The organism is Bradyrhizobium sp. U531 (assembly GCF_051710265.1).
Lineage (GTDB): Bacteria > Pseudomonadota > Alphaproteobacteria > Rhizobiales > Xanthobacteraceae > Bradyrhizobium.
Genome location: NZ_JASVEN010000001.1, coordinates 924179 through 949420 on the forward strand (window position 1 = coordinate 924179; position 25242 = coordinate 949420).

At 64.3% G+C, this 25242-nt stretch carries 23 protein-coding genes and 2 tRNA genes; 20 read left to right on the forward strand and 5 right to left on the reverse strand.

Translation table 11 applies throughout. The annotated features are described in order from the left end of the window. Positions 1 to 17: 17 nt before the first annotated feature. The gene (locus QRQ56_RS04665) at positions 18 to 1199 is read right to left on the reverse strand and encodes an AI-2E family transporter (protein ID WP_438737908.1); all 1182 of its coding nucleotides are present in this window, start codon (positions 1197 to 1199) and stop codon (positions 18 to 20) included. Positions 1200 to 1333: 134 nt separating this feature from the next. On the opposite strand from QRQ56_RS04665, the gene QRQ56_RS04670 reads away from it, so the two are divergent. The 7 genes from QRQ56_RS04670 (at position 1334) to QRQ56_RS04700 (ending at position 8822) form a co-directional block, all read left to right on the forward strand. After that, complete coding sequence (locus QRQ56_RS04670) at positions 1334 to 2044, forward strand: hypothetical protein (RefSeq protein ID WP_438737910.1); 711 nt, start codon at positions 1334 to 1336, stop codon at positions 2042 to 2044. A 90-nt stretch (positions 2045 to 2134) separates the two neighbouring features. After that, complete coding sequence (locus tag QRQ56_RS04675; protein ID WP_438737911.1) at positions 2135 to 2908, forward strand: gamma-glutamyl-gamma-aminobutyrate hydrolase family protein; 774 nt, start codon at positions 2135 to 2137, stop codon at positions 2906 to 2908. Between the two features lie 1083 nt (positions 2909 to 3991). Beyond that, a complete protein-coding gene (locus QRQ56_RS04680; protein ID WP_438737912.1) occupies positions 3992 to 5206 on the forward strand; it encodes a serine hydrolase domain-containing protein in 1215 nt (404 codons plus the stop codon). A 179-nt stretch (positions 5207 to 5385) separates the two neighbouring features. Continuing rightward, the gene (locus tag QRQ56_RS04685; protein WP_438737914.1) at positions 5386 to 5622 is read left to right on the forward strand and encodes a hypothetical protein; all 237 of its coding nucleotides are present in this window, start codon (positions 5386 to 5388) and stop codon (positions 5620 to 5622) included. Positions 5623 to 5887: 265 nt separating this feature from the next. Next, positions 5888 to 6427 (forward strand): TRAP transporter small permease subunit, encoded by a 540-nt coding sequence (locus tag QRQ56_RS04690; protein ID WP_438737915.1) that lies wholly within the window; start codon positions 5888 to 5890, stop codon positions 6425 to 6427. After that, a complete protein-coding gene (locus QRQ56_RS04695; RefSeq protein WP_438737917.1) occupies positions 6424 to 8031 on the forward strand; it encodes a TRAP transporter large permease in 1608 nt (535 codons plus the stop codon). The genes QRQ56_RS04690 and QRQ56_RS04695 overlap by 4 nt, the downstream gene beginning before the upstream one ends. 179 nt (positions 8032 to 8210) lie before the next feature. After that, the gene (locus QRQ56_RS04700; RefSeq protein ID WP_438737918.1) at positions 8211 to 8822 is read left to right on the forward strand and encodes a hypothetical protein; all 612 of its coding nucleotides are present in this window, start codon (positions 8211 to 8213) and stop codon (positions 8820 to 8822) included. Positions 8823 to 9321: 499 nt separating this feature from the next. On the opposite strand, the gene QRQ56_RS04705 is transcribed toward QRQ56_RS04700, so the two are convergent. Continuing rightward, positions 9322 to 10299: a GlxA family transcriptional regulator gene (locus QRQ56_RS04705; RefSeq protein ID WP_438737920.1), complete on the reverse strand. Its 978-nt coding sequence runs from the start codon at positions 10297 to 10299 to the stop codon at positions 9322 to 9324. Positions 10300 to 10452: 153 nt separating this feature from the next. Between QRQ56_RS04705 and QRQ56_RS04710 the strand changes: the two genes are divergently transcribed. Beyond that, positions 10453 to 10719: a tautomerase family protein gene (locus QRQ56_RS04710; RefSeq protein WP_438737922.1), complete on the forward strand. Its 267-nt coding sequence runs from the start codon at positions 10453 to 10455 to the stop codon at positions 10717 to 10719. A gap of 159 nt (positions 10720 to 10878) precedes the next feature. On the opposite strand, the gene glnA is transcribed toward QRQ56_RS04710, so the two are convergent. Next, a complete protein-coding gene (glnA, locus tag QRQ56_RS04715; protein ID WP_438737923.1) occupies positions 10879 to 12288 on the reverse strand; it encodes a type I glutamate--ammonia ligase in 1410 nt (469 codons plus the stop codon). 151 nt (positions 12289 to 12439) lie between these two features. Next, positions 12440 to 12778, reverse strand: a complete 339-nt coding sequence (locus tag QRQ56_RS04720; protein ID WP_007603495.1) for a P-II family nitrogen regulator — start codon at positions 12776 to 12778, stop codon at positions 12440 to 12442. Positions 12779 to 13160: 382 nt separating this feature from the next. Between QRQ56_RS04720 and QRQ56_RS04725 the strand changes: the two genes are divergently transcribed. From QRQ56_RS04725 to QRQ56_RS04740, 4 genes are all read left to right on the forward strand, one after another. Next, positions 13161 to 14660, forward strand: coding sequence for an NAD(P)H-hydrate dehydratase (locus tag QRQ56_RS04725; RefSeq protein WP_438737925.1), 1500 nt, complete (start codon positions 13161 to 13163; stop codon positions 14658 to 14660). Further along, on the forward strand, positions 14660 to 15106 hold the full coding sequence (locus tag QRQ56_RS04730) for a GNAT family N-acetyltransferase (protein WP_438737927.1): 447 nt from the start codon (positions 14660 to 14662) through the stop codon (positions 15104 to 15106). Before QRQ56_RS04725 ends, QRQ56_RS04730 begins: the two co-directional genes overlap by 1 nt. A 78-nt stretch (positions 15107 to 15184) precedes the next feature. Beyond that, a complete protein-coding gene (locus QRQ56_RS04735) occupies positions 15185 to 15430 on the forward strand; it encodes a type II toxin-antitoxin system RelE/ParE family toxin (protein ID WP_438740071.1) in 246 nt (81 codons plus the stop codon). Position 15431: 1 nt separating this feature from the next. Further along, positions 15432 to 15719: an addiction module antidote protein gene (locus QRQ56_RS04740; RefSeq protein ID WP_438737929.1), complete on the forward strand. Its 288-nt coding sequence runs from the start codon at positions 15432 to 15434 to the stop codon at positions 15717 to 15719. A gap of 9 nt (positions 15720 to 15728) precedes the next feature. On the opposite strand, the gene QRQ56_RS04745 is transcribed toward QRQ56_RS04740, so the two are convergent. Next, entirely contained in the window at positions 15729 to 17042 is a 1314-nt protein-coding gene (locus QRQ56_RS04745) for a multicopper oxidase family protein (protein WP_438737931.1), read from the reverse strand. 154 nt (positions 17043 to 17196) lie between these two features. Here QRQ56_RS04745 and QRQ56_RS04750 point away from each other — a divergent pair. The 8 genes from QRQ56_RS04750 (at position 17197) to QRQ56_RS04785 (ending at position 25223) form a co-directional block, all read left to right on the forward strand. Next, positions 17197 to 17281 (forward strand) — tRNA-Leu (locus QRQ56_RS04750). Between the two features lie 173 nt (positions 17282 to 17454). Beyond that, positions 17455 to 18816, forward strand: a complete 1362-nt coding sequence (tig, locus tag QRQ56_RS04755; protein ID WP_438737932.1) for a trigger factor — start codon at positions 17455 to 17457, stop codon at positions 18814 to 18816. A 291-nt stretch (positions 18817 to 19107) separates the two neighbouring features. Beyond that, a complete protein-coding gene (locus tag QRQ56_RS04760; protein WP_438737934.1) occupies positions 19108 to 19743 on the forward strand; it encodes an ATP-dependent Clp protease proteolytic subunit in 636 nt (211 codons plus the stop codon). Positions 19744 to 20203: 460 nt separating this feature from the next. Beyond that, complete coding sequence (gene clpX / locus QRQ56_RS04765; protein ID WP_212325333.1) at positions 20204 to 21475, forward strand: ATP-dependent Clp protease ATP-binding subunit ClpX; 1272 nt, start codon at positions 20204 to 20206, stop codon at positions 21473 to 21475. A 325-nt stretch (positions 21476 to 21800) separates the two neighbouring features. Then, positions 21801 to 24224 carry an endopeptidase La gene (gene lon, locus QRQ56_RS04770; RefSeq protein ID WP_438737936.1) on the forward strand — a complete coding sequence of 808 codons (2424 nt, stop codon included), beginning with the start codon at positions 21801 to 21803 and terminating at the stop codon, positions 24222 to 24224. Between the two features lie 60 nt (positions 24225 to 24284). Then, complete coding sequence (locus QRQ56_RS04775; protein WP_438737937.1) at positions 24285 to 24689, forward strand: GFA family protein; 405 nt, start codon at positions 24285 to 24287, stop codon at positions 24687 to 24689. Positions 24690 to 24736: 47 nt separating this feature from the next. Then, positions 24737 to 24813: transfer RNA gene (locus QRQ56_RS04780), tRNA-Val, on the forward strand. Positions 24814 to 24959: 146 nt separating this feature from the next. After that, on the forward strand, positions 24960 to 25223 hold the full coding sequence (locus QRQ56_RS04785) for a hypothetical protein (RefSeq protein WP_438737939.1): 264 nt from the start codon (positions 24960 to 24962) through the stop codon (positions 25221 to 25223). Positions 25224 to 25242: the final 19 nt, after the last annotated feature.

Here is a 25242-nt window from a genome sequence, read left to right on the forward strand (position 1 = left end):
ATCACGCCGCCTCCGGATCATGCTGCCTGAGGCGGCGCCTCATACGTCTTGAAATGGTCAATCATGACCTTGCCGATGGCGACCAGCGGCAGCGCCAGCGCCAGGCCCCAGATTCCGAACACGACGCCGAGCACGATCTGGAACGCGAACAGCGTGGCCGGCGGGATGTCGAGCGCCTGCCGCTGCAGGATCGGCGTCAGCACATAGCTCTCCATCGCGTGCACGCCCATGAAGAGCAGGAACGCCGATAGCGCCGGGATCCAGCCTGAGGCGAGGCTCGCCAGCACCACGATCACGCCCGCGATGATGGCCCCGACCGTCGGGATGAAGGCGAGCAGGCCGGCCTGGATTCCCAGGATGAACGAGCCGGGGATGCCGATCAGGAGAAGCCCGATCCAGGTCACCACGCCGACCGCGAGCATCACGATGATCTGCGCGATCAGCCAGCGCTCCAGCGTCTCGCTGATGCGGTCGATGACGAGGGTGACGCGGGTGCGGTGCCTGGCCGGCGCCAGGTAGAGCAGGCCGTCGTGATAGACGGCGGGCTGAGCGGCGAAGGCGAAGCCCAGGAACAGCACGATGAAGATGTTGCCGACACCGTGGATGGTGCCGAGCAACAGCTTGAAGGTCTGGCTCACGATCGCGCCGCCGCTCGAGGCCAGGGCGCCCGCGCTGGGCAAGGCGCCGCGCGAAGGCGCTGCGGGCGACGTCGTCGCCTCCGACGTCGCGTTGCCAGTGGCTTCGGCCGCGCCGTTGCCGAGATCGAAGAAGCTGGTGTCGATGCCGTGGCTGTCCAGGAAGGACCTGACATTGGCAAGCTGCGACTTGAGGGTCTTGCTCAGCAGCGAGGCCTGCTCGGCAATGGTGGCGCCGCCGAGATAGGCGATGCCGGCGAGCATCAAGGCGAGCGCGATGCAGACGATCGCAAGCCGCACCGCATGCGGCAGGGGCACGCGGCGGCCGAGCGCGATCGTCAGGGCATTGAGGCCGAGACCAAGCAGCATGCCGGTGAAGATCAGAAGCACGGTGGCGGCGAAATACCAGGTGAAGGCGAGCAGGGCGGTGAACAGCACCACGCCGATTCCCCCGACCGAGATCGCCCAGGCCTGATCCCAAGACCGATTGGAAGCCTGATTCGAAGCCTGATCTGCGGCGAGGTCGCCGCGGGTCCGGGAGCGTTCATCTTTGGGCAGGGTCACTTCGGGTCCTTTCGGCGCGATGCGCGCCGCACTCTCTCGATAAACGTGCCTCCGATCAAGACCGCGTCAACGCGCTGGTTTGACGCCGGCGCGCCGACGGTGCAGAGCGATGAGAACAGAACAACGGGGGCGGCTTGAGCTTCATCAGCAAATGGGCGGGTCTGCTCGGGCTTCTTGCCCTGATCGTGATCGGCGACCAGATCCGGATCAACCGGCCCGGCCACAAATTTCGTCTCACGGTCGAGGTCACGACGCCCGACGGCATCAGGGCCGCGTCCGGCATTGTGGCCGTCGTACCCGACCGCAACTACAACCGCAGCGGCCGCACCATCATGCGCGGGGAGGCGGTGTATGTCGACCTTGGCCAGAACGGGGCCAAGGGCGGGAATCTGGTGGCGTTGCTGGCGCACCGGCAGGACGCCAAGCTGGACTTCGACGACATCAACTATGTCGCGCTCCGCGCCTATGGCGCCGCGCGCGGAAGCCGCGTCTCGTTCAACGATATCAACCGCCAGACCGGCGCCGTCCCGGTGCAGGGCGACCTCGTTCCGGTGCTCGTGAGCTTTGGCGATCCCGGGGATCCCGCCACCGCGCGGCTCGTCGCCGCCGACCACGCCGAGGCGGTCCTGGGCGCGGGCTATGCGATCCGGGCCATCACGGCCGAGGTCGTGCCCAACGGGCTTTGGCCGATCGATTTCGGCGGGGCGCTCGGGGAGCCCGTGACGCGCGGCATCGCGGCGAAGCTGCCCTGGCTGTCCGGGCCCGGCGACCCCGCCGCAACCGCCCTGCAGGCCGCCGGCCTGCCCTCCGGGGGCGAGGCCAGGGAGGCATTTGCGCGAAAATAGCATTGCCGTCCCGCGATCCCTTCTGTTGAATTTGTTCCATCGGACGGGCATGTTTGGGGAATCTTGTTTCGCAGAGGCACGGAACGGCAGATGAGAAAGCCGGTCGTCGGCGTGATCGGGAATTCCCACCGCGTCGAAAATCGATTTCAGGTCCAGATGGTGGGCGAGCGCAATTTGCGCGCCGTGGCGGAGGTTTCCGGCGGCTTGCCGGTGATGTTCGCGGGCTCGCCTGACATCACCGATATCGCTGCACTGCTCGACACCGTGGACGGCGTCGTGCTCACCGGCGCCAGGGCCAACGTCCATCCGACACGGTTCAACGTCGATCCCTGCGAGCGCCACGAGCCCTACGACATCCACCGCGACGAGGTCGCGCTGGCTCTGTCGGTGGCCTGCGTTGCCCGCGGCGTCCCCTTGTTCGGCATCTGCCGCGGCCTGCAGGAGATGAACGTCGCCTTCGGCGGCTCGCTGCATCCCGAGATCCGCGAAATTCCCGGCCGCATGAACCATCGCATGCCCCGGCTCGAGAACGGCGAGATCCATCCCGATCCGACCGTCGTGTTCGCCGACCGTCACGACGTCGACCTGACGCCCGGCGGAGCCTTCGCAGGACTGCTCGGCTGCGACAGGATCAGGGTCAATTCGCTGCACGGCCAGGGCATTCTCGAGCCCGGCAAGCGCGTGCTGATCGAGGGCGTCGCCGAGGACGGCACCATCGAGGCGATCCGGATCGCGGAAGCCCCGACCTTTGCGCTCGGCGTGCAATGGCACGCCGAATACGATCCCCAGCACAACCCGATCAACCGCAAGCTGTTCGAGGCCTTCGGCGAGGCGCTGGTCGCGCGGCAGAGGGCGGCGGCGTAGGGCGCGGCGCTGCGGTTCGGGTCACGAGAGTAGGCTGAGGCGCTCTCTCCACCGTCATTGCGAGCGTAGCGAAGCAATCCAGAGTCTTTCCGCGGAGGCAGTCTGGATTGCTTCGCTGCGCTCGCAATGACGGCGGATGAAGCGATAGCTGGCTCCTCCAAATGACGGTGTCATTCCCGCGAAGGCGGGGAATCCAGTACGCCGCGGCTTCTCGGTTTGATCATTGCCGTCTCTGGAATACTGGATCGCCCGCCCCCGTGCGCAATAGCGCACAAGGCGGGCGATGACAGCGAGTGTGTGGCAGCAGACATGCGTCCTCATTCCCGCGGCGCGTTCGCCCGAGCTTTGCGGATCGTTTCGCGCTCTCTGGGGACCAAAGGGCGCAGGGAAGGCCGGGTGCCGGCGGCACCCGCAAGTCCGTGCGCAGTAAGAGGTGCACACGGGGTGGACCACAGGTGATGCCGGCTCCCGGCCTTCCCTGCGCGGCTGGTTTTAACGGTGTCCTTCGTGCTCTCCTCGGGGAGCGATGCACTATTGCCCCCGTCGCCTTCGCGGGATGATCGATGCGCGCACCGGTTGGCCGCCGCATCACCGCCAAGACTTGACGCCAGAACCGCGGGCGTCGGGACCACACGACTTCTCCGTCCGCGGACGGTCCCGCCGATTACCCGAGGGCTTGCGTGTGCTCGCCCCCGGGCATCGATGAGACCGCTGTGACCGCGCCGGGTCGTATCGCGTCGCCCGGGGACTCACGGTTGCCCGCCCTGTCCTGAGCTGATCCGCGCCGGCGCTACCGCGTCCACCGCAAGCCCGGCCCGCATCTCGTGACGATCGCGAAGCGCCCCTTTGGCAGGGGCCGGGATGCGCCAGTGTATGCCATAAATCCGAAATTCGGGAAAGTGGAATGTTTTTGCGACGAGGGGTTGACGGGTTTGGGGTGTTTTGCCCGACGCTTCGCAGCCGGCAAAAGGTTGTCGCCGAGCGCGGCTGCTTTTGTCATTTGAGTCCGCGTCAGGTGTGCCGAATCCATCTATTGCTGCATCGGGCTCGATGAGCGCCACTTCACAAAACCAGGGGTGCCCGATGGACGGGGCAGCGATCGAGACCGCCATGCAACGCCATGTCGACGCCGGCGAGCTTGCCGGCGCGGCCATGCTCGTCTGGCGAGGCGGCACGGCCCGCACCATTTGCGTTGGCTGGCGCGATATCGAGGCGCGGCGGCTCGTCGAGAGGGACACCATCTTCCGCATCGCCTCCATGTCCAAGCCCGTCACGTCCCTGTTGACGCTGATGTTGTTCGAAGAAGGCTCGCTCGCGCTCGATGATCCGATCATCCGCTGGGTCCCGGAGTTCTCCAGGATGCGGGTGCTGCGCTCGCCACAGGGGCTTCTGAGCGAGACGGAGCAGGCCGAGCGGCCGATCACGGTCGCGGATCTGCTGACCCACCGCTCGGGGCTGACATATGGCGATTTTCATCGGGGGCCGATTGCGGCCGCTTACGGCACGCTCGGTGGCGATATCGACAGCGAGTTGTCGCCGGACGACTGGATCGCACGCCTGGCTGAGTTGCCGTTGATCGATCAGCCCGGGCGTCAATTCCACTACGGCAAATCCACCGACCTGCTCGGGCTGATTATCGCGCGTATCGCGGATGCGCCGCTGGCGGACGTGTTGAAACGCCGTATCCTCGATCCGCTCGGAATGAAGGATACCGGCTTTATTGTGCCGAGGACGAATGAGCGGCGGCGTGCCGGGCTGCACGGTTTCGACGCCGAGGGTCGTCTCACGACGCTGCAATCGGCTCCGGGCGGACACGCATTGGCCGAGCGCCCCGAAAGCATGACGTTCGTGTCCGGCGGCCAGGGTCTATGGTCGACGCTCGACGACTATCTCGCCTTCGCGCGCGTCTTCGTCGGGGGAGGGGCGGTCGATGGCGTCCGGCTGTTGCAGCCGCAAACGCTGGCGATGATGGCGACAAACCACTTGACTGATCTCCAGCGTTCTCAGGCCCGTCTGTTGGGCATGCCGATCTTTGCGCAAGGGCACGGCTTTGGAATGGGCGTCGCGGTGGTGATGGAGCCGGACAAGGCCGATCCCGTCAGATGCGGCGGAGGACCGGGCTCGCTCGGCTGGCCGGGCGCCTATGGGGGGTGGTGGCAGGCCGATCCGAATGACGGCTCGGTGATGATCTTCCTCGCCCACAGCATGGTGGAACTGGAGCAGCTCGCCCGGGGCATCGGATTGGGCGTGTGGAGCGCGATCAGCGAATTCCAGTCGCTTGGCTCCCGCCTGCAGTAGCTGTCAGCGGTCAACCGCGCATCGCGCCGAGATCGATCTCCATGTCGGCAAAGCCGCCGTGGGCGACGGTGTCTGAGTTGCGTTATCCCAATGCCAGCGGCCGCCTGATCCGACAGACTGGTGCGATCGGTTCGGCAGATACCATCTATAGCTGCGTCTCACGACGAAGGATTAGCCCCATGAGCAGACCTGTGAAGACGGAAAGCGAGCTCATCGCCATGGCGAAAGCCGAGCTGAAGGTTCACGCCGACTGTCCCGATGGAATGATCATTTCCGTCCTTCGCGACGGCCGTTCCTGGGAGTTTCGGGCCAGCGCGGATCGGGCAACCTCGGATCGGCCGGGCTACCCCGAATGCGTCGCCATGCTTGTGCAGATCGGCGATCACCTCTGCAAGCAGTACGACGTCGAGGGCTAGACATCGCGACCTGCGACCATGCTGTGGATGTTGCTGCGGAAGATCGCGCATTTTCCTGTTGACCCGGAATTGGCCGACAGTAATGGTTCCCGTGCTTCACGCGGCGGGCGAGACCTGAACATGTCTCGCCAAAAGCCGGCAACAAGACCGGGCGGAAGCATCTGGAGGGTGGACTAGCTCCCGCGCAGGAACGGAAGGCTGCCGATATGGCGCCTGCTCCTGCCCGTCTGGGGTCAGCACTCAGCGAGCGGGGGAAACGGCATCGATGCGCCCATTGTTGGCGGTGAGTACGGCTATCGACTGGCTGAACGAAAAGGTCGGAAACGTCTGCAACATTCTGGTTCTCGCGGCCTGCCTGGTCAGCGCCGTGAATGCGATGATCCGCTACGCGTTCAGCTACAGCTCCAACAGCTGGCTCGAGACGCAGTGGTACATGTTCGCCGTCGTCGTGATGTTCGGCTCGTCCTACACCTTCAAGCGCAACGAGCACGTGCGGGTCGAAATCCTCTACCTCATGCTGTCCGAACGCGGCCAGCTGTGGCTCGACCTGATCGGGACATTGGTCTTCCTCGTCCCGGCCTGCCTGCTCCTCAGCTACCTGTCGTGGTCGATGTTCTACAACTCATTCATCATCGGGGAGATGTCCAACAACGCCGGCGGCCTGATGCGGTGGCCGATCAAGTTCGTCCTGCCGGCGGGATTTTTCATGGTGGCTTTGCAAGGCGTGTCGGAGGCGATCAAGCGCATGGCGGCCTTGCGCGGTGAAGTCACCATCGACGCGAAATACGAGCGGCCAACCCAATGATCACGATTGAGATGATGCCGCCGCTGATGTTCGGCGGCCTGGTCCTTGCCATGCTGATCGGGTACCCGGTCGCCTTCACGCTTGCCGCGCTCGGCCTGTCGTTCGGATTTCTCGCGATCCACGAAGGGTTTTTCGGGTTCAGCTTCCTGCAGGCGATCCCGGAGCGCATCTACGGCAGCGTTCTGGCGAACGAACTGCTGCTGGCCATTCCGTTCTTCACGTTCATGGGCTCGATCCTCGAGAGATGCGGCCTCGCCGAGGACATGCTGGACTCCATGGGGCAGTTGTTCGGCCCCATTCGCGGCGGTCTCGGCTATTCCGTGATCATCGTCGGCTTCATCCTCGGGGCCATCACGGGCACCGTGGCGGCACAGGTGATCGCGATGGCGCTGATCTCGATGCCGGTGATGATCCGCTACGGCTACAACATGCGTTACATCACCGGCGTGCTCGCGGCGTCCGGCACCATCACCCAGCTGGTGCCGCCCTCGCTGGTCCTGATCGTGCTCGCGGACCAGCTCGGGAAGTCGGTCGGCGATATGTATCTGGGCGCCTGGGGACCTTCGATCCTGCAGATCGCGCTGTTCGCCGGCTACACGTTCGTCCTGAGCGTGATCAAGCCGGGCCACGTTCCGGCGGTGCCGAAGGACGCAAGGACGCTCACGGGCTGGGCGCTCTGGCGCAAGTGCCTTCTGGGCATCATTCCGTCCGCGGTGCTGATCTTCGTGGTGCTCGGCACCATGATGCTCGGCCTTGCCACCCCGACCGAAGCAGGCGCGATGGGCGCGGTCGGTGCCATCGTCCTCGCCGTGATCCATCACAAGGATTTCAGCTCGGCCGGGCACAAGGTTCTGCTGGTCGGCGTCGCGGCAGCGGGTGTCGGCACCATCATCGGCATCTACTTCACGCCCAACCTGGCGTTCAAGATCGCCTTCGCGATCGCCTATCTCGCGGTCGCCTGGGTCTGCCTCGAGGCGGTCAGGATTCCGGACCTGCGCGACCTGGTCAAGCAGGGCTACCAGACCACCATGCGCATCACCTGCATGGTGACGTTCATCCTGATCGGATCGACCTGCTTCTCGATCGTCTTCCTCGGCTGCAACGGTGGTGTCTGGCTGGAGCACATGCTGACATCGCTGCCGGGGGGCGTCTGGGGCTTCCTGATCTTCATGAACCTCTTCATCTTCTTCATCGCGTTCTTCCTCGACTTCTTCGAGATCGCCTTCATCATCATCCCGATGATCGCGCCGATCGCGCAGAAGCTGCTCGCGCCCGTCGTCGGCGCGGACGCCGCGCTGATCTGGTTCGGCGTCATGCTCTGCGTCAACATGCAGACCTCCTTCCTGCATCCTCCCTTCGGCTTCGCCCTGTTCTACCTGCGGGGCGTGGCGCCGAAGGAGGTCAAGAGCTCGGACATCTATTGGGGCGCGATGCCCTGGATCGGCCTGCAGGCGATCATGGTCGCGGTCGTCATCGCATTCCCGATCACCGTGACCGCGTTGCTGGACGCCCCCAGAAATGTGGACCTGGACAAGATCAAGATTGAAATTCCCGATGTCGAGCTGCCGCCGCCATTTCTGGATTTCGGCCAGCCGAAGAATTGACGGGATCGCTCTGACCGGGGATTGATCCTGCGGGTTGCTCGCAGTGACGGAAAGGCCCGCGTCCCGCTCGCAGCCCGCATCGCGGATCGACTTTCGCAATCTCGTCGATGCTTTCGAGTTGGCCGGATGATCCGCGCGCGCTACTTTCCGGCCCGTTCTTGAAATGGGATTGCCTCGCGATGATCCGCAGTGTCACCGTCCTAACGCTTCTCCTGCTGTCGTCCTCCGCATTCGCCCAGAGCCCCCCGCCGCAGGAGGGGTCGATCACCTGTGCTGCGCCGGTTGCGCCTGACGATACCGAGCGGAGCCTGAAGCAGCGCTACGGCAAGGACGCCGTGGTGCAAAATCTGCCGGGCGCCGAAGGCGAGACCTACAAGGGCATCGTGCTGTTTCCGAAGGCGAGGGACCGCCGCGTCGAAATCGCTTTCACCGATGACAAGGCCGGGCGCGCCTCCGGCTTGACCTTGCGCGACGCCGGCAAGACCAGCCTCTGGAATGTCGCCGGCGTCTCGATCGGATCCAGTCTCGCCGACGTGCAGAAGGCCAACGGCAAGCCGTTCCTCGTCAGCGGATTCGAGTGGGACTATGGCGGCTTCGTCACCGACTGGAAGGGCGGCACGCTGGGCCGGCCGTTGCAAGGCGGCTGTCGGGTCACGATCCGCTTCAGCGGCAAGACCGGCGCGCCGAAATCATTGTCCGGCGACGGCGTGAAAGTGGCCTCCGACAACGCGGCGCTGGTGAAGTTCGCGCCTGTTGTGACGGAGATCGGGGTGAATTTTCCGGACAAGTAGGATGTGAGTGCGTAGGGCGGATTAGCCGCAGGCGTAATCCGCCATCTTGACCTGATCGGGCAGCCTGCCTGTTCCCTGAGGGTTGGCGGAAGTTCGCCGCACCGACGGTCACTTTGGCGAACGTGCGTGAGCGTTGTGAGCAGCCGGCGGATTACGCCTTCGGCTAATCCGCCCTACGGACTGGTGCGACGCGTAGGGCGGATTAGCCGCAGGCGTAATCCGCCATCTTGACTTGATCGGGCAGCCTGCCTGTTCCCTGAGGGCTGGCGGAAGTTCGCCGCACCGACGGTCACTTTGGCGAACGTGCGTGAGCGTTGTGAGCAGCCGGCGGATTACGCCTGCGGCTAATCCGCCCTACGGGACTGCGCCATGTGTCTGGAGTAAACCAATCGGTAGGAATTGGTTCGATGCGATTTTCGCGTCTCTGATTTGTTCTTTGAGAACGAAGTGGAGTTAGATGCAGAACGAAAGTTGGCTTCTCTGCGGCGCGACGCGGACCTTACGCCGTCCGCTCCATCCGCCGTGCGCGATAGGCCTGCGGTGACATCAAGGTGAGCTTGCGGAACGCCTTGCGAAAGCTGCTCTCGTCCTCATAGCCGGCCGTGCGCGCGATCGTCTTGACCGGCTGCGTCGTCGTCTCCAGCAGCGTGCGGGCGTGCTCGACGCGGCGGCGCATGATGAAGGCCTGCGGCGGCTCGTGCGTGAGCTCCTGAAACTTGCGGTTCAGCGTGCGCTCGCTGAGGCCGAGCGCGCCGGCGAGGCGCTTGACCGTCATCGGGGCCTTGCCGGTGCGGCGAACCAGCAGGTCGGCCCTGGTTAGCAGCGGATCCTGCGACAGCAGATAGCCGACCGGCATGAAGATCGACTGGGTGCGCTGCGCGGTGTCGATGACGACGTAGTCCGCGCATAGTTTCGCGATCTCCTTGCCTTCGACCAGTTCGATCAATCTGAGCAGGAGATCGACCCACGACATCGGGCCGGCCGCGCAGACGATGCGGTCCGCAACCGTGACGACGGCGTCGGCGGCGAGGTCGATGCTGGGATGGCGCTGCCGCAATTCGCCTTGCAGCCACCAGGTGATGGTGGCGCGGCGATGGTCGAGCAGGCCGGCGCCGGCCAGCAGGAACACGCCGCTGCAGAATGCGCCGATCAGCCGGCCGCCCGCGTGCTGCTGCCGCAGCCAGGCGCCGGCGCGGGCATATTGCGGCTGCAGGCGCGCGGCGGTGACGTGATCCACGAGGTTGCCGGGGACGAGGATCGCATCGAAGCGCCCGCGCTGGCCGATCGCGCCATCGACGGCAACCATCTGGCCGCCGCCGGCGCGCACGAACCTGCCGTCGAGTGAAAGCGTCTGGCAGCTGAAGCGGGGCTTTGCGCCGCTCTGCTGCATGACGTGATTGGCGAGCGCCAGGATATCGACGACGCCGGCGATCGCCGAATGCATGCAGCCTTCGACGGCCAGAATAGCGAGCTTCATGGGACCTCCGCACCGGACGCGGCGATCCTATCCGATCGATGCGCGGACCGCGTGGCGGAAATTGCCCGATCTCTGTCTTATCCGCCACTGCCGATTTCGGCGCGTTCGGTGCAATTTCCAGCCGTCGACACACGACATGATTGGAGAGAAGACATGCCTTACGTCACGATTTCCACCGTCCGCGGCATCCTGGATACCGCACAGAAGAAGCAACTGCTCGAGCGCGTCACCGATGTGCTGGTCGAGGTCGAAGGGCAGGGCAATGCGGATTTCCGACGCAACGTCTGGGTTCGGATCGAGGAGCAGGACCCCTCGCACTGGTCGCTCGGCGGCATGCAGCCGACGCCCGAGATCATCGCCGGCACGTTCGGCGCGATCGGCGCGGACGGGATGCGGATCGCGAAATCGAACGCGGCGTAGCGGGGATAGGATGGGGTGAGCGAAGCGAAACCCATCGCTCTCGCAGCGGGTGGAACGATGGGTTTCGCAAGGGCTCACCCATCCTGCGAGACCATCGCTCCAAACGAAAAGGCGCTCCGCGAGGAGCGCCTTTTGCCTGTTGCATTCAGTTCGGGCCGTTTAGCCCGAATAGTACATCTCGAACTCGACCGGATGCGGGGTCATCTCGAAGCGGGCGACTTCGGTCATCTTCAGCTCGATGTAAGCGTCGATGAAGTCGTCGTCGAACACGCCGCCGTTCTTGAGGAAGCCGCGGTCCTTGTCGAGGTTTTCCAGCGCCTCGCGGAGCGAGCCGCAGACGGTCGGGATCTGCTTCAGCTCTTCCTTCGGCAGGTCGTAGAGGTCCTTGTCCATCGCCGGACCCGGATCGATCTTGTTCTTGATGCCGTCGAGACCGGCCATCAGCATCGCGGCGAAGCCGAGATAGGGGTTCGCCATCGGATCGGGGAAGCGCACCTCGACGCGCTTGGCCTTCGGCGAAGCGGTGTAGGGGATGCGGCAGGAGGCCGAACGGTTGCGCGCGGAATAGGCGAGCAGCACGGGGGCCTCGTAGCCCGGGACCAGACGCTTGTAGGAGTTGGTCGAGGGGTTGGTGAAGGCGTTGATCGCCTTGGCGTGCTTGATGATGCCGCCGATGTAGTGCAGGCAGGTCTCCGACAGGTCGGCATATTTGTTGCCGGCGAACACCGGCTTGCCGTCCTTCCAGATCGACTGGTGCACGTGCATGCCCGAGCCATTGTCGCCGAAGATCGGCTTCGGCATGAAGGTGGCGGTCTTGCCGTAGATGTGCGCGACCTGGTGGATGCAGTACTTGTAGATCTGCATGTGGTCGGCCATCAGCGTCAGCGTGTCGAACTTCATGCCGAGCTCGTGCTGGGCGGAAGCGACCTCGTGGTGATGCTTCTCGACCTTGACGCCCATCTTGGCCATGGCGCCGAGCATTTCCGAGCGCATGTCCTGCACCGAGTCCTGCGGCGGGACGGGGAAGTAGCCGCCCTTGGTGCGGATGCGGTGGCCGAGATTGCCGCCTTCATATTCGGTGTCGGAGTTGGTCGGCAGCTCCGAGGAGTCGAGGCGGAAGCCGGTTTTGTAGGGCTCGGCCGAAAAGCGCACGTCGTCGAACACGAAGAACTCGGCTTCGGGGCCAACGAACACAGTGTCGCCCACGCCCATCGACTTCACCATGGCTTCCGCCTTCTTGGCGATGCCGCGGGGGTCGCGGTTGTAGGGCTCGCCCGTGGTGGGCTCGAGCACGTCGCAGGTGATGACCATGGTGGTCTCGGCGAAGAACGGGTCGATCGTCGCGGTGACCGGATCGGGCATCAGGCACATGTCGGACTCGTTGATCGCCTTCCAGCCGGCGATCGAGGAGCCGTCGAACATCGTTCCTTCGGCGAAGATGTCTTCATCGATCATGCTGATGTCGAACGTCACATGCTGCCACTTGCCGCGCGGATCGGTGAAGCGCAGGTCGACGTACTTGACGTCGTTGTCCTTGATCGATTTCAGGACGTCTTTGGCGGTCTTCATGCATACCCCTTTTGGCTCTGCGGGTCGGTTTCCAGATGAGCAAAATTATTCTCGCTCGGGCGAGTTTTGCGCGATCGCACAAACGAAATCAGGCCGCCGAAGCAGCCTTCATTCTAGTCGGAGTGTCGCAAAATTCGGGATAGCACCCGGCTCAGATAGCGTCCAGCCCGGATTCGCCGGTTCGGATGCGGATCGCCTCTTCGATATTGGAGACGAAGATCTTACCGTCGCCGATGCGCCCGGTTTGCGCGGCGCGGCGGATGGCGTCGATGGCGCGCTCGACGAGGTCGTCGCCGATCACGATCTCGATCTTCACCTTGGGCAGGAAGTCGACGATGTATTCTGCGCCGCGGTAGAGTTCGGCGTGGCCCTTCTGCCGGCCAAAACCCTTGGCTTCGGTGACGGTGATGCCCTGAAGGCCGACTTCCTGAAGCGCTTCCTTCACCTCGTCGAGCTTGAATGGCTTGATGATGGCTTCGATTTTCTTCACTGCGCGCCTCCCGGCCTTTTCGATCAATAGCAACGTCTTCGTCAGGATGCGCTTTTGTAACGCACGATCTTGTCTTCGCTATGCCGGGAGTCCTGAACCTGTCCGGCAACCACGGCCGGCGACACCCTGATAAATGCCAGTGAGCACGACGAACCGAAGCGGCTTCCTCGAAAGCAGGGTCTATGCCAAGTTGCAAATGCCCTGATTATTGGAGCGTTATCAGCCTTTTAACGAGCATCCCGGCGTGGTGGCGCCAACCTGCACAAAATACCCAAGACTACGAAATAGGCAAACGGTTCAATATGTGTGCAGATCGTTGTTCCCCGGCTCGGTTTGGCGCGGAAGATGCCTGTTGAAAAGGCGATTGTACTAGGGAAGTGGCATGGAAGTTCTGACCAACGCCGAAATGCAGCGGGCGGACCAGCTCACCATCGCGGCAGGCACGCCCGGCTTCAAGCTGATGCTGAGTGCGGGCCAGGCGGTCGCCGAGGCCGCGCAGGCGCTGGTCGAGGAGGGCCCGATCCTGATCGTGGCCGGACCCGGCAACAATGGCGGTGACGGTTTTGTCGCAGCCGCCGAGCTCGCCGCCCAGGGGCGCGAGGTCTCGGTGATCCCGATGTGCGAGCGCGAGCAGCTGCAGGGCGACGCGGCCTCCGCCGCCCGCGGCTGGAAGCATCCCTTGCTGCCGTTCAATCCCCAGGCGATCGGACGTCCCGCGCTGATCATCGATGCGCTGTTCGGCGCCGGCCTCAGCCGCCCCGTCGACGGCGAGGTGCGCGCGATGATCGAGGCGATCAACGCCAACGGCGCTCCCGTGCTCGCCGTCGACCTGCCGAGCGGCATCAACGGCACCAGCGCGGCGGTGATGGGCGCGGCGGTGAACGCCACCGAGACCGTCACCTTCTTCCGCAAGAAGCCGGCGCATCTGCTGCTGCCAGGGCGGATGCATTGCGGCCTGGTGCGCGTTGCCGACATCGGCATCGACGCAGCTGTGCTGAACGAGATCGGCCCGCAGATTTTCGAGAACGACCCTGATGCCTGGGGCGCTGCCTTCCCGGTGCCGCGCATCGACGGCCACAAATACGCGCGAGGGCACGTGCTGGCGGTCTCGGGCGATGCGGCCGCGACCGGCGCTGCGCGGCTCGCCGCGCGCGGTGCGCTGCGGGCAGGGGCGGGCCTCGTGACGCTGGCGAGTCCGCGCGATGCGCTCGCGATCAACGCGGCCGCGCTGACGGCGGTGATGGTTCGCCCCGTCGACACCGTGGTCGAGTTCGGCGAGCTGCTCGGCGACAAGCGCTACAACACCTGCATCATCGGCCCCGGCGCGGGCGTCGGAGAGCGCACCTGCGACCTCGTCCACACCGCGCTTAACGCGCAGCGGCATCTGGTGCTGGATGCGGACGCGCTGACCAGCTTTGCCGCGAAGCCCGAGCGCCTGTTGGAATCCATCAAATCGTCGGAGCACAATGCGGTGGTGCTGACACCGCACGAGGGCGAGTTTCCGCGCCTGTTCTCCGACCTCGGCAACAAGCATCCGGGCCGCTCCAAGCTCGAGCGCGTGCGCGCCGCCGCCGAGCGTTCCGGCGCCGTCGTGCTGCTGAAGGGGCCGGACACCACCATCGCCGCCCCCGACGGCCGCGTCACCATCGCCGCCAACGCGCCGCCCTGGCTCGCCACCGCCGGTGCCGGCGATGTCCTGGCCGGGATCATCGCAGGCCTGCTCGCACAGGGCGTGCCGGCCTTCGAGGCCGCCAGCATCGGCGTCTGGATGCATGGCGAGGCGGCACGCGAAGCGGGCCCCGGCCTGATCGCGGAAGATCTCACCGAGACGCTGCCGGCGGTGCACCGGCGGATCTATGACGCGCTGGGGGTGGAGTACTGATGCTCAGACGGCTCGTGCTCGCCGACATGGACGCGGCAGCGCGGGTCCATCGGATCGCGTTCGACGCGGCGATGCCCTGGCTCGCCGGCCTGCACACGCCGGACGAGGATCGCTGGTTCTACCGCGAGCGGATCTTTCCGGCGTGTCAGGTCTGGGGATGGTTCGCCGACGACGGTCTGGGCGGGGTCATCGCCTTCCGCGATGGCTGGGTTGAACAGCTCTACGTTCGTCCCGCGGCGCAGGGCCGGGGCGCCGGCACCCAGCTTCTAGATGTCGCCAAGCACGCTTCTGATCGGTTGGAGCTCTGGACCTTCCAGCGCAACGCGCCCGCGCGCCGCTTCTACGAAGCCCGCGGCTTCGCGCCGGTCGAGCAGACCGACGGGGCGCGGAACGAGGAGAAGGAGCCCGATGTCCGCTATCTCTGGGCACGGATGCCACTTGATTGAGGGGTGATTGTAGTCTAAAAACTACAGGTGGCCGAGCTCAAACAGACAGAGACGTTTCGGAAGTGGTGATCGCGTCTTCTGGATGAGCGTGCCAGAGCCCTGATTGCATCGCGGTTGGATCGGTTAGCTCAAGGCCATGCGGGCGACGTTGAGCCAGTCGGCGATGGAGTGAGCGAGCTACGTATCCACTACGGCCCCGGCTATCGCATCTATTTTCACAAGCGGGGCAACACGATCATCGTTTTGCTGTGCGGTGGCGACAAGAGCACGCAAGCGAAAGACATAAAGGCGGCGAAGAGCCTTGCCGCCACGTGGAGCGAATGAGATGGGCGAGAAGCTGACGACTTATGATCCGGCCGAGGACCTCCGGTCCGACGAAGCCATTGCCGTCTTCATGGAAGAGGCGTTCAAGACGGAAGATGCAGCCTATATCGCGCATGCGCTTGGCGTCGTCGCACGCGCCAAAGGAATGACGCAGATTGCCAAAGATACTGGCCTGTCTCGCGAGCAGCTCTATCGCTCGTTCAGCACCAACGGCAATCCGACGCTCAAGACGACGATCGCGGTCATGAAGGCGCTTGGAATCGAACTTACCGCCAAGCCGCACGCTTAGCCGCGCGCCTCACTCCACCCCATACCAGCGCACCAGCCGCGGCGCGGCCCAGTCGGTGGCGACAGATTCGATCAGCCAGCGTCCAGGCGCGGTCGCCGCGAAGGCGATGCGCTGGGTCTGGCCGGGTTCGACCGCGAGCGTGTCGAGCCAATAGGGCTTCCAGCCGTCGTCGAGCCTGTCGAGCAGGCGGAAGGGATGGCCGTGAAGGTGGAACACGGTCGCGATGGAGCCCGGGTTCTTCAGGGCCAGCACGACCGTGCGGCCTGGCTTGGCGCGGAAGGCCGGCGCGGAATTCACGGAGAAGCTGGCGGGCCGCGCCCAGCCAGCGTCGGGTGCACCAAGCGCGACATCGAACCGCAGGGCGCCCTTGAGGTCGAGCGTCTCGGGCAGGCCGTTCTGGGGCAGTGGCTGCGGCGGCGACAGCGGCCGGCGCTCCAGTCTGCCCGAGATCGTGAGGCTGCCGACCTGGCGCGCCTCCTTGCCGTCATGGAGCAGGAATCGTCCCGATGCGGCCGCATCCACCAGGGCATCCGCGCGGGCGCCGGGGGCCAGCACCAGGGCGCCATTGCGCGCCTGGAACGGCTCGGCCGGCTGGCCGTCCATGGCCATGATCTGGACCTCGTGGTTCTCCAATTTGATCGCCAGAACAGAGCGTTGCGAGCCATTGATGAAGCGCAGCCGCAGCCGCTCTCCGGCCTGAGCTGAGAGTTCGAATGAAGTCCCGCCGTTGACCGTGTAGAGCGCGGCCGTGTCCTTGGGATCCCGGCCCGGGGGAAGGGCGGTGCTGTCCGGCCGCAGGCGCCATTCCTCGATCAGAACGACCACGTCCCGGTCGACGGCAACCGGGCTGGACTCGGCGACGACGATCGGAAGCGGACGGGCGGGCTGCTTCTGACCGTCCTCGAACAGCCGGAAGTCGGCCAGCAGGGTCCCCGCGTTGGGCATTGAAATATTTGACGTTTCCGTGGCATCCGGCGCCACCGGTCCGCGCCCCCGGAACTGATCGGCCACCGCCGGGGCATTCAGGCCGTACCAGACTGGTGCAAGCGGCACAGTCAGGTTGTTCCGGAACACCACCTGGCAGCTATCGAAGCGCTTGAGGCGGACGTCGCCGAGGTGGCTGACAGCGGCCAGCTCCCAGACGGGTGTCGCGGGCTGACCCGGCCTGAGGGCGAGGGTTGCCGCCCTGGCCTGGAGGGCGAGCTGGGCGGTCACCAGCGGGCCTGCGCCACCCGCGATCAGGCCGGCCGCCGAGGCTCGAAGGGAGGCTCCGATCCCGGCCAAAACCTCACGCCTGTTCGGGTCAAGGATCCGCGGTTTCATGCCACGATCCGGACCACGCCGCGCTGGATAAGTCCAGCCATCGTGCCTACTTGAAGCCTGCCTCCATCAGGCCATTTTTTTGCTGCGAACAGTCAGGCGCATGCTATAAGCCCGGCCGCCCGCGGCATCGCGGCCGGTCTTGATGCAACTTCACGCGGGCGTGGCGGAACTGGTAGACGCGCTGGATTTAGGTTCCAGTGACGAAAGTTGTGGGGGTTCGAGTCCCTCCGCCCGCACCAAGCGCTCTTCGCGTTTGCACGGATTACGAGACCTGCGTCCGCGCGGATGTTTTGTCCGCCTGGAGTTGGTCCGATGAGCACCGGCGTTGAGGCAACCGCCTCGCGCCGGATCGATTAATGACAGCGTCCCGACGCATGCGCGACGGGACCGAACGAGAAGAAGATTGGACGCCATGCAGGTCACAGAAACCCTCGCGGAAGGTTTGAAGCACGAGTTCAAGATCAGCGTTCCCGCAGCTGATCTCGACGCCAAGGCCGGTGCCAAGCTCGTTGACCTCAAGGACAAGGTCCGCATCAACGGCTTCCGTCCCGGCAAGGTGCCGGTCGCTCACCTGAAGAAGGTCTATGGCCGCTCGGTGATGGCCGAGACCATCGACCAGACCATCCGCGACACCAACACCCAGCTGTTCTCCGAGCGCGGCTTCCGCCTTGCGACCGAGCCGAAGATCACCATGCCGAGCGAGCAGGCCGAGGTCGAGGAGCTCTTGAGCGGCAAGACCGATCTGACCTACACGGTCGCGATCGAGGTGGTGCCGGCGATCGCGCTCGCCGACTTCAAGACCTTCCAGGTCGAGAAGCCCGTCGCCGACGTCACCGACGGCGATGTCGACGAAGCCATCAAGCGCATCGCGGACACCAACCGCGGCTACGCCGCGAAGCCCGACGGCGCCAAGGCCGAATCCGGCGACCGCGTCACCATCAACTTCAAGGGCAGCATCAACGGCGAAGTCTTCGAAGGCGGCACCGGTGAAGGCATCCAGGTCGTGATCGGCTCCAACACCTTCATCCCCGGCTTCGAGGAGCAGCTGATCGGCATCGGCGCCGGCGAGACCCGCACGCTGAAGGTGTCGTTCCCGCAGAACTACATGAACGACAAGCTCGCCGGCCAGCCAGCCGAGTTCGAGACCACTGCGACCTCGATCGAGGCGCCGCAGGACGTTGCGATCGACGACGAGTTCGCCAAGACGCTCGGCCTCGAATCGCTCGACAAGCTGAAGGAAGCCGCGCGCGAGCGTCTGGTTGCCGAGTTCGCCACCGCGACGCGTCAGCGCGTCAAGCGCGCGTTGCTCGATCGCCTGGACGAAGCGCACCGCTTCGATGCGCCGCCCTCGCTGGTCGATGAAGAGTTCAATCTGATGTGGAACTCGGTCAAGGCCGAGATGGCCTCTGCCGGCAAGACCTTCGCCGACGAGGACACCACCGAGGACAAGGCCCAGGAAGAGTATCGCAAGATCGCCGACCGCCGCGTTCGGCTCGGCCTCGTGCTCTCCGAGATCGGCGAGAAGAACAAGATCACCGTGACCGACGACGAGGTCGGCCGCGCCGTGATCGAGCGTGCGCGCTCGATGCCCGGCCGCGAGAAGGAGGTCTGGGATTATTACCGCAGCAACGCCCAGGCGTTGGCCCAGCTTCGTGCACCGATCTACGAGGACAAGGTCGTCGACTTCATCCTCGAGCTCGCCAACGTGACCGAGAAGAAGGTTTCGCGCGAGGATCTCTACAAGGACGACGAGGCGGAAAAGACCGCAGCCTGAAGGGTTTGAGGCAGTCATCTATTAAGGATGATCAACGAAGAGGCCCAGCTAGCCAGATGGCCGGCTGGGCCTCTTTGCGCGAATCAGCTTCAACTGCCCGATGGATTAAGCCTTAATGCGCTCCGCACTTGTCAGAAGCGAATTGGGCTATATCTGTCGGTACGCCCTGTACCCGAGTTCTCTACACCAACAAGTCCTGCATCACGGGACGTTCACCGCCTTCCGGCAAATCCAGCCCAACTGGCAGCCCCGACAGGCGATGTCCGCCTCCTAAAAAACCCTAGGTGACTCATGCGCGATCCGGTTGAAACCTACATGAACCTCGTGCCCATGGTGGTCGAGCAGACCAACCGTGGCGAGCGCGCCTACGACATCTTCTCGCGCCTGCTGAAGGAGCGCATCATCTTCCTGACCGGCCCGGTCGAGGACGGCATGTCGACGCTGGTCGTCGCGCAGCTGTTGTTCCTCGAGGCGGAAAATCCGAAGAAGGAAATCTCGATGTACATCAACTCGCCGGGCGGCGTGGTGACGTCGGGCCTTGCGATCTACGACACCATGCAGTTCATCCGCCCGCCGGTCTCGACGCTGTGCACGGGGCAGGCCGCCTCGATGGGCTCGCTGCTGCTGTGCGCCGGCGAGAAGGACATGCGCTTCTCGCTGCCGAACGCGCGCATCATGGTGCATCAGCCCTCCGGCGGCTTCCAGGGCCAGGCCACCGACATCATGCTGCACGCGCAGGAAATCCTGAACCTGAAGAAGCGGCTCAACGAGATCTACGTGAAGCACACCGGCCAGACCTACAAGGCGATCGAGGACGCGCTGGAGCGCGACAAGTTCCTGACCGCGAACGACGCCAAGGAGTTCGGCCTGGTCGACAGGGTCATCGACAAGCGCGCTGAGGAAGCCGCGGGTGCGAAGACCCCGTAACACTACTGGCGTGTGACGGTGATCCCGCTTCAGACCCTGGGGATTGCCTGTCACCGCATCGGGGAAGCGTTCACGCTATGGTCGCGTGCGCGCGTTGCAAAACGCGATTTTGCGCCCTGCGACAGGCAGAAAGTTCCGCTTTCGTGCTTGTTTTTCGTGGCAATCCAGCAACGCCGGGGTGATTTCGGTCACTTCGCCCGTGCCAAGGCCGGAAATCACGGTATTGTCACGGGTAGCCGGCGACCCCCGATTAGCGAATTCTTGATAGTCGGGTGACAGCATGGTTGGCTACGAATGATCGGCTATGATCGCGGAGAATCGAGCGGCCGTGATTCGCACGGGATGTAATGCGTAGGGTCTTTTTTGGTACGGAATTTGCTCTACTTAAGCTTCATGCTGGCCATCGTGCCGGAATGGAGCGATCGAGCGGAACGGCATCGAACCGCGGACGGAGACATGAATGAGTAAGGTCGGCACGAGCGACTCCAAGAACACGCTATATTGCTCGTTCTGCGGCAAGAGCCAGCACGAAGTCCGCAAACTGATCGCGGGTCCCACGGTCTTCATCTGCGACGAGTGCGTCGAGCTCTGCATGGACATCATCCGCGAGGAGAACAAGTCCTCGCTGGTCAAGTCGCGCGACGGCATTCCGACGCCGAAGGAAATCTGCAAGGTCCTGGACGATTACGTGATCGGCCAGAGCCATGCCAAGAAGGTCCTCTCGGTCGCGGTGCACAACCACTACAAGCGCCTCAACCACCAGACCAAGCACAACGACGTCGAGCTCGCGAAGTCGAACATCCTGCTGATCGGTCCGACCGGCTCGGGCAAGACGCTGCTCGCGCAGACGCTCGCCCGCATCCTGGACGTGCCGTTCACCATGGCGGACGCGACCACGCTGACTGAGGCCGGCTATGTCGGTGAGGACGTCGAGAACATCATCCTGAAGCTGCTCCAGGCCGCCGACTACAATGTCGAGCGCGCCCAGCGCGGCATCGTCTACATCGATGAAATCGACAAGATCAGCCGCAAGTCCGACAATCCCTCGATCACGCGCGACGTGTCGGGCGAGGGCGTGCAGCAGGCGCTGCTGAAGATCATGGAAGGCACGGTGGCCTCGGTCCCGCCGCAGGGCGGCCGCAAGCATCCGCAGCAGGAATTCCTGCAGGTGGACACCACCAACATCCTGTTCATCTGCGGCGGTGCGTTCGCCGGCCTCGAGAAGATCATCTCCGCGCGCGGTCGGTCGACCTCGATCGGTTTCGCCGCCCAGGTGATGGCGCCCGAAGACCGCCGGACCGGCGAGATCTTCCGTCACGTCGAGCCCGAGGACCTTCTGAAGTACGGCCTCATCCCGGAATTCGTCGGCCGTCTGCCAGTCGTGGCGACGCTCGAGGATCTCGACGAGGCCTCGCTCAAGAAGATTCTGACCGAGCCGAAGAACGCGCTGGTGAAGCAGTACCAGCGGCTGTTCGAGATGGAGAACATCGAGCTGACCTTCGCCGACGAGGCGCTTGGCGCGGTCGCCCGCAAGGCGATCGAGCGCAAGACCGGTGCTCGCGGCCTGCGTTCGATCCTCGAGGCGATCCTGCTCGAGACCATGTTCGACCTGCCGGGCCTGGAAGGTGTGGAAGAAGTCGTGATTTCCCGCGAAGTCGTGGAAGGCACGGCCCGTCCGCTCTACATCTACGCCGATCGGACCGATCGCGCGGTCGAGAACGCCAGCGCCTGACCTGACGGCGCTGGAACGCTCCAATCGTACCTTTGAGTCGGGCTGCGGAAATGTTGTTCCGCAGCCCGTGTTGTGTCGCTTATCGCGTTGCGTAAGCGCCTGATGGCGCGCGTTTTTCAATGACTTGACACCCCCCTGGTGGATAGCCACCTAATGTCGGCGGCGAGCAAAAATTCTCTTCAAGATTCGCCTCAGTTCCGATCCGGCAAGGCCGGTCCAACCTTCGACTGGTAGGCCGGTTTCTCGGATCACCTCGGCACCTTGTGGCGGTTGCGCATGACGACGGCGGACTGCGTGCAGGGGGGCAAAGCAAAAGGAAAAGGCCATGACTAATCCAAAACCGCGGCCAACCATCGTCCATGGCGAAACGCACGCCTATCCCGTGCTGCCGCTGCGCGACATCGTCGTCTTCCCGCACATGATCGTTCCGCTCTTCGTCGGCCGCGAGAAATCCATCCGCGCGCTCGAAGAGGTGATGAAGAACGACGCGCTGATCATGCTCGCGACGCAGAAGAACGCGTCCGACGATGATCCGGCGCCTGATTCCATTTACGAGACTGGTACGCTCGCCAGCGTGCTGCAGCTCTTGAAGCTTCCCGACGGCACCGTGAAGGTGCTGGTCGAGGGGCTCGAGCGTGCGCGCGTGCAGAAATACACCGATCGCGCCGACTATTACGAAGCGACCGCAATTGCGCTCGCCGACACCGATGCCAAGTCGGTCGAGGCGGAAGCGATGGCGCGCTCGGTCGTGTCCGACTTCGAGAGCTATGTGAAGCTCAACAAGAAGATCTCCGCCGAGGTCGTCGGCGTCGTGCAGGCGATCACCGATTTCGCCAAGCTCGCCGACACCGTCGCCTCGCATCTCGCGGTCAAGATCGCCGATCGCCAGGGCATCCTGGAGACGCTGTCCGTCACCACGCGCCTCGAGAAGGTGCTGGGCCTGATGGAGAGCGAAATCTCGGTGCTGCAGGTCGAGAAGCGGATTCGTTCTCGGGTCAAACGGCAAATGGAGAAGACCCAGCGCGAGTATTATCTCAACGAGCAGATGAAGGCGATCCAGAAGGAACTCGGCGACGACGATGGTCGCGACGAGCTCGCCGATCTCGAAGAGAAGATCTCCAAGACCAAGCTCTCCAAGGAAGCGCGCGAGAAGGCGCAGCACGAATTGAAGAAGCTGCGTCAGATGTCGCCGATGTCCGCGGAAGCGACCGTTGTGCGCAACTATCTGGATTGGCTGCTGTCGATTCCGTGGAACAAGAAGTCCAAGGTGAAGAAGGACCTGGAGCAGGCGCAAGCCATCCTGGACTCCGATCACTACGGTCTCGAGAAGGTCAAGGAACGTATCGTCGAGTATCTCGCGGTGCAGTCGCGCGCCAACAAGCTGACAGGCCCGATCCTGTGCCTCGTCGGACCTCCCGGCGTCGGCAAGACCTCGCTCGGCAAGTCGATCGCGAAGGCGACGGGGCGCGAGTTCGTGCGCGTCTCGCTCGGCGGCGTGCGCGACGAAGCCGAGATCCGCGGTCACCGCCGTACCTATATCGGTTCGATGCCCGGCAAGATCATCCAGTCGATGCGGAAGGCGAAGTCGTCCAATCCGCTGTTCCTGCTGGACGAGATCGACAAGATGGGCGCCGACTTCCGCGGCGATCCGTCCTCCGCCTTGCTCGAGGTCCTCGACCCCGAGCAGAACGGGACCTTCAACGACCACTATCTCGAGGTCGACTACGATCTGTCCAACGTGATGTTCATCACGACCGCGAATACGCTCAATATTCCGGGCCCGCTGATGGACCGCATGGAGATCATCCGGATCGCGGGCTACACCGAGAACGAGAAGGTCGAGATCGCGCGCAAGCATCTGATCCCGAACGCGGTGTCCAAGCACGGTCTGGACTCCAAGGAGTTCTCAATCGACGACGACGCGCTGTTGCTTCTGATCCGCCGCTACACCCGCGAAGCGGGCGTGCGCAACCTGGAGCGTGAGCTTTCGACACTCGCCCGCAAGGCGGTGAAGGAGCTGATGATCTCCAAGAAGAAGTCGGTCAAGGTCACCGAGAAGACTCTGGAAGAGCTGCTCGGCGTTCCGAAGTACCGCTTCGGCGAAATCGAGAGCGAGCCGCAGGTCGGCATCGTCACCGGCCTTGCCTGGACCGATGTCGGCGGCGAACTGCTGACGATCGAAGGCGTCATGATGCCCGGCAAGGGCAAGATGACGGTCACGGGCAATCTGCGTGACGTGATGAAGGAGTCGATCTCCGCGGCGGCGTCCTATGTCCGCTCGCGCGCGATCAACTACGGCATCGAGCCGCCGATGTTCGACCGCCGCGACATCCACGTGCACGTGCCGGAAGGCGCGACGCCGAAGGATGGTCCGTCGGCGGGCGTCGCCATGGCCACCGCGATCATCTCGGTCATGACCGGCATTCCGGTCCGCCATGATGTCGCGATGACCGGCGAGATCACGCTGCGCGGCCGCGTGCTGCCGATCGGCGGTCTGAAGGAGAAGCTGCTGGCTGCGGCCCGCGGCGGCATCAAGACGGTGCTGATCCCCGAGGACAACGCCAAGGATCTCACGGAGATTTCCGATGCGATCAAGGGCGGCATGGAGATCATCCCGGTCTCCCGCCTCGACGACGTCGTCGCCAAGGCGCTGGTGAAGAAGCCTGTGCCGATCGTCTGGGAAGAGGACACCAAGGTGACGGTGAAGCCGGACGGGGACGAAGCCGCCGGCGGCCTGACCGCTCACTAAGCCATCGCAAAAGATGATAGAACGGCGCCTTCGGGCGCCGTTTTTGTTTTGGGGGGAGCGATGCGGATCGACGGGGCGTGCCATTGCGGAAAGATCACCTATGAGGCCGAGGTCGATCCTCAGGCGGTCTCGGTCTGCCACTGCACCGATTGCCAGACGCTGACCGGCTCACCGTTCCGGGTGACCGCGATCTGCAGGGCTGCGGACGTCAAGCTCACCGCCGGCACGCCAAAGGTCTACGGCAAGCGCGGCGACAATGGCCGGATGCGCTTCCAACATTTCTGCGCCGACTGCGGTTCCCCGCTGTTCACCAGCGGCGAGGGCGACCAGGCCGACGATTGGGGCATCCGCTGGGGCTCGGTCCGCCAGCGCGACAAATTGCGCCCGGTCCGGCAGATCTGGTGCCAGTCGGCGGCGGTCTGGATCGACGCCGTACCGCTGCTGCCGGGGCGTCCGCAGGACTGAGGTCGGGCTTGCCGACCGAGGGCGGGTAGGGATAAAGAGGCGGCGAGGGGCGGTTAGCTCAGCTGGTTAGAGCATCTCGTTTACACCGAGAGGGTCCGCGGTTCGAATCCGTGACCGCCCACCAGCCTTCGCTCGCGGTGCGAGCTGCGGCTCGGCAAGCCGGCACATCCAAGGCGTTAGCGCGGAGCGAGGGTAGGCGGGCGTTTGGTCGGCAAGCCTCTCGCTGGCGGATCGCGGTAGAGCTGAACGCTGATGGCATGGGCTAGAGCGATGTTTGTCATCGAGGACGAGTTGCACGCCGAGCCCCAGGGCCGATTTCAGACACGCCAAGAGGCTCTCGCGGAATTGCAGCGGCGCGCCGCGATCCCGTGGGACGTAGCGCCCAATCGTCCGCCCTGCGGTGCGCGCAATTGTGGTCGCCGTTACGAGCTGATCGAGTACGATGACAGCGCCACGCCCTGGGCGGAGCTGTCTCGAACGGTTCTGCTTGAGATCTCTGCCGCGGGCGTGCAGTGGATTACGGACGCAGACTAGCAGCAATCAAGAGGCTCCC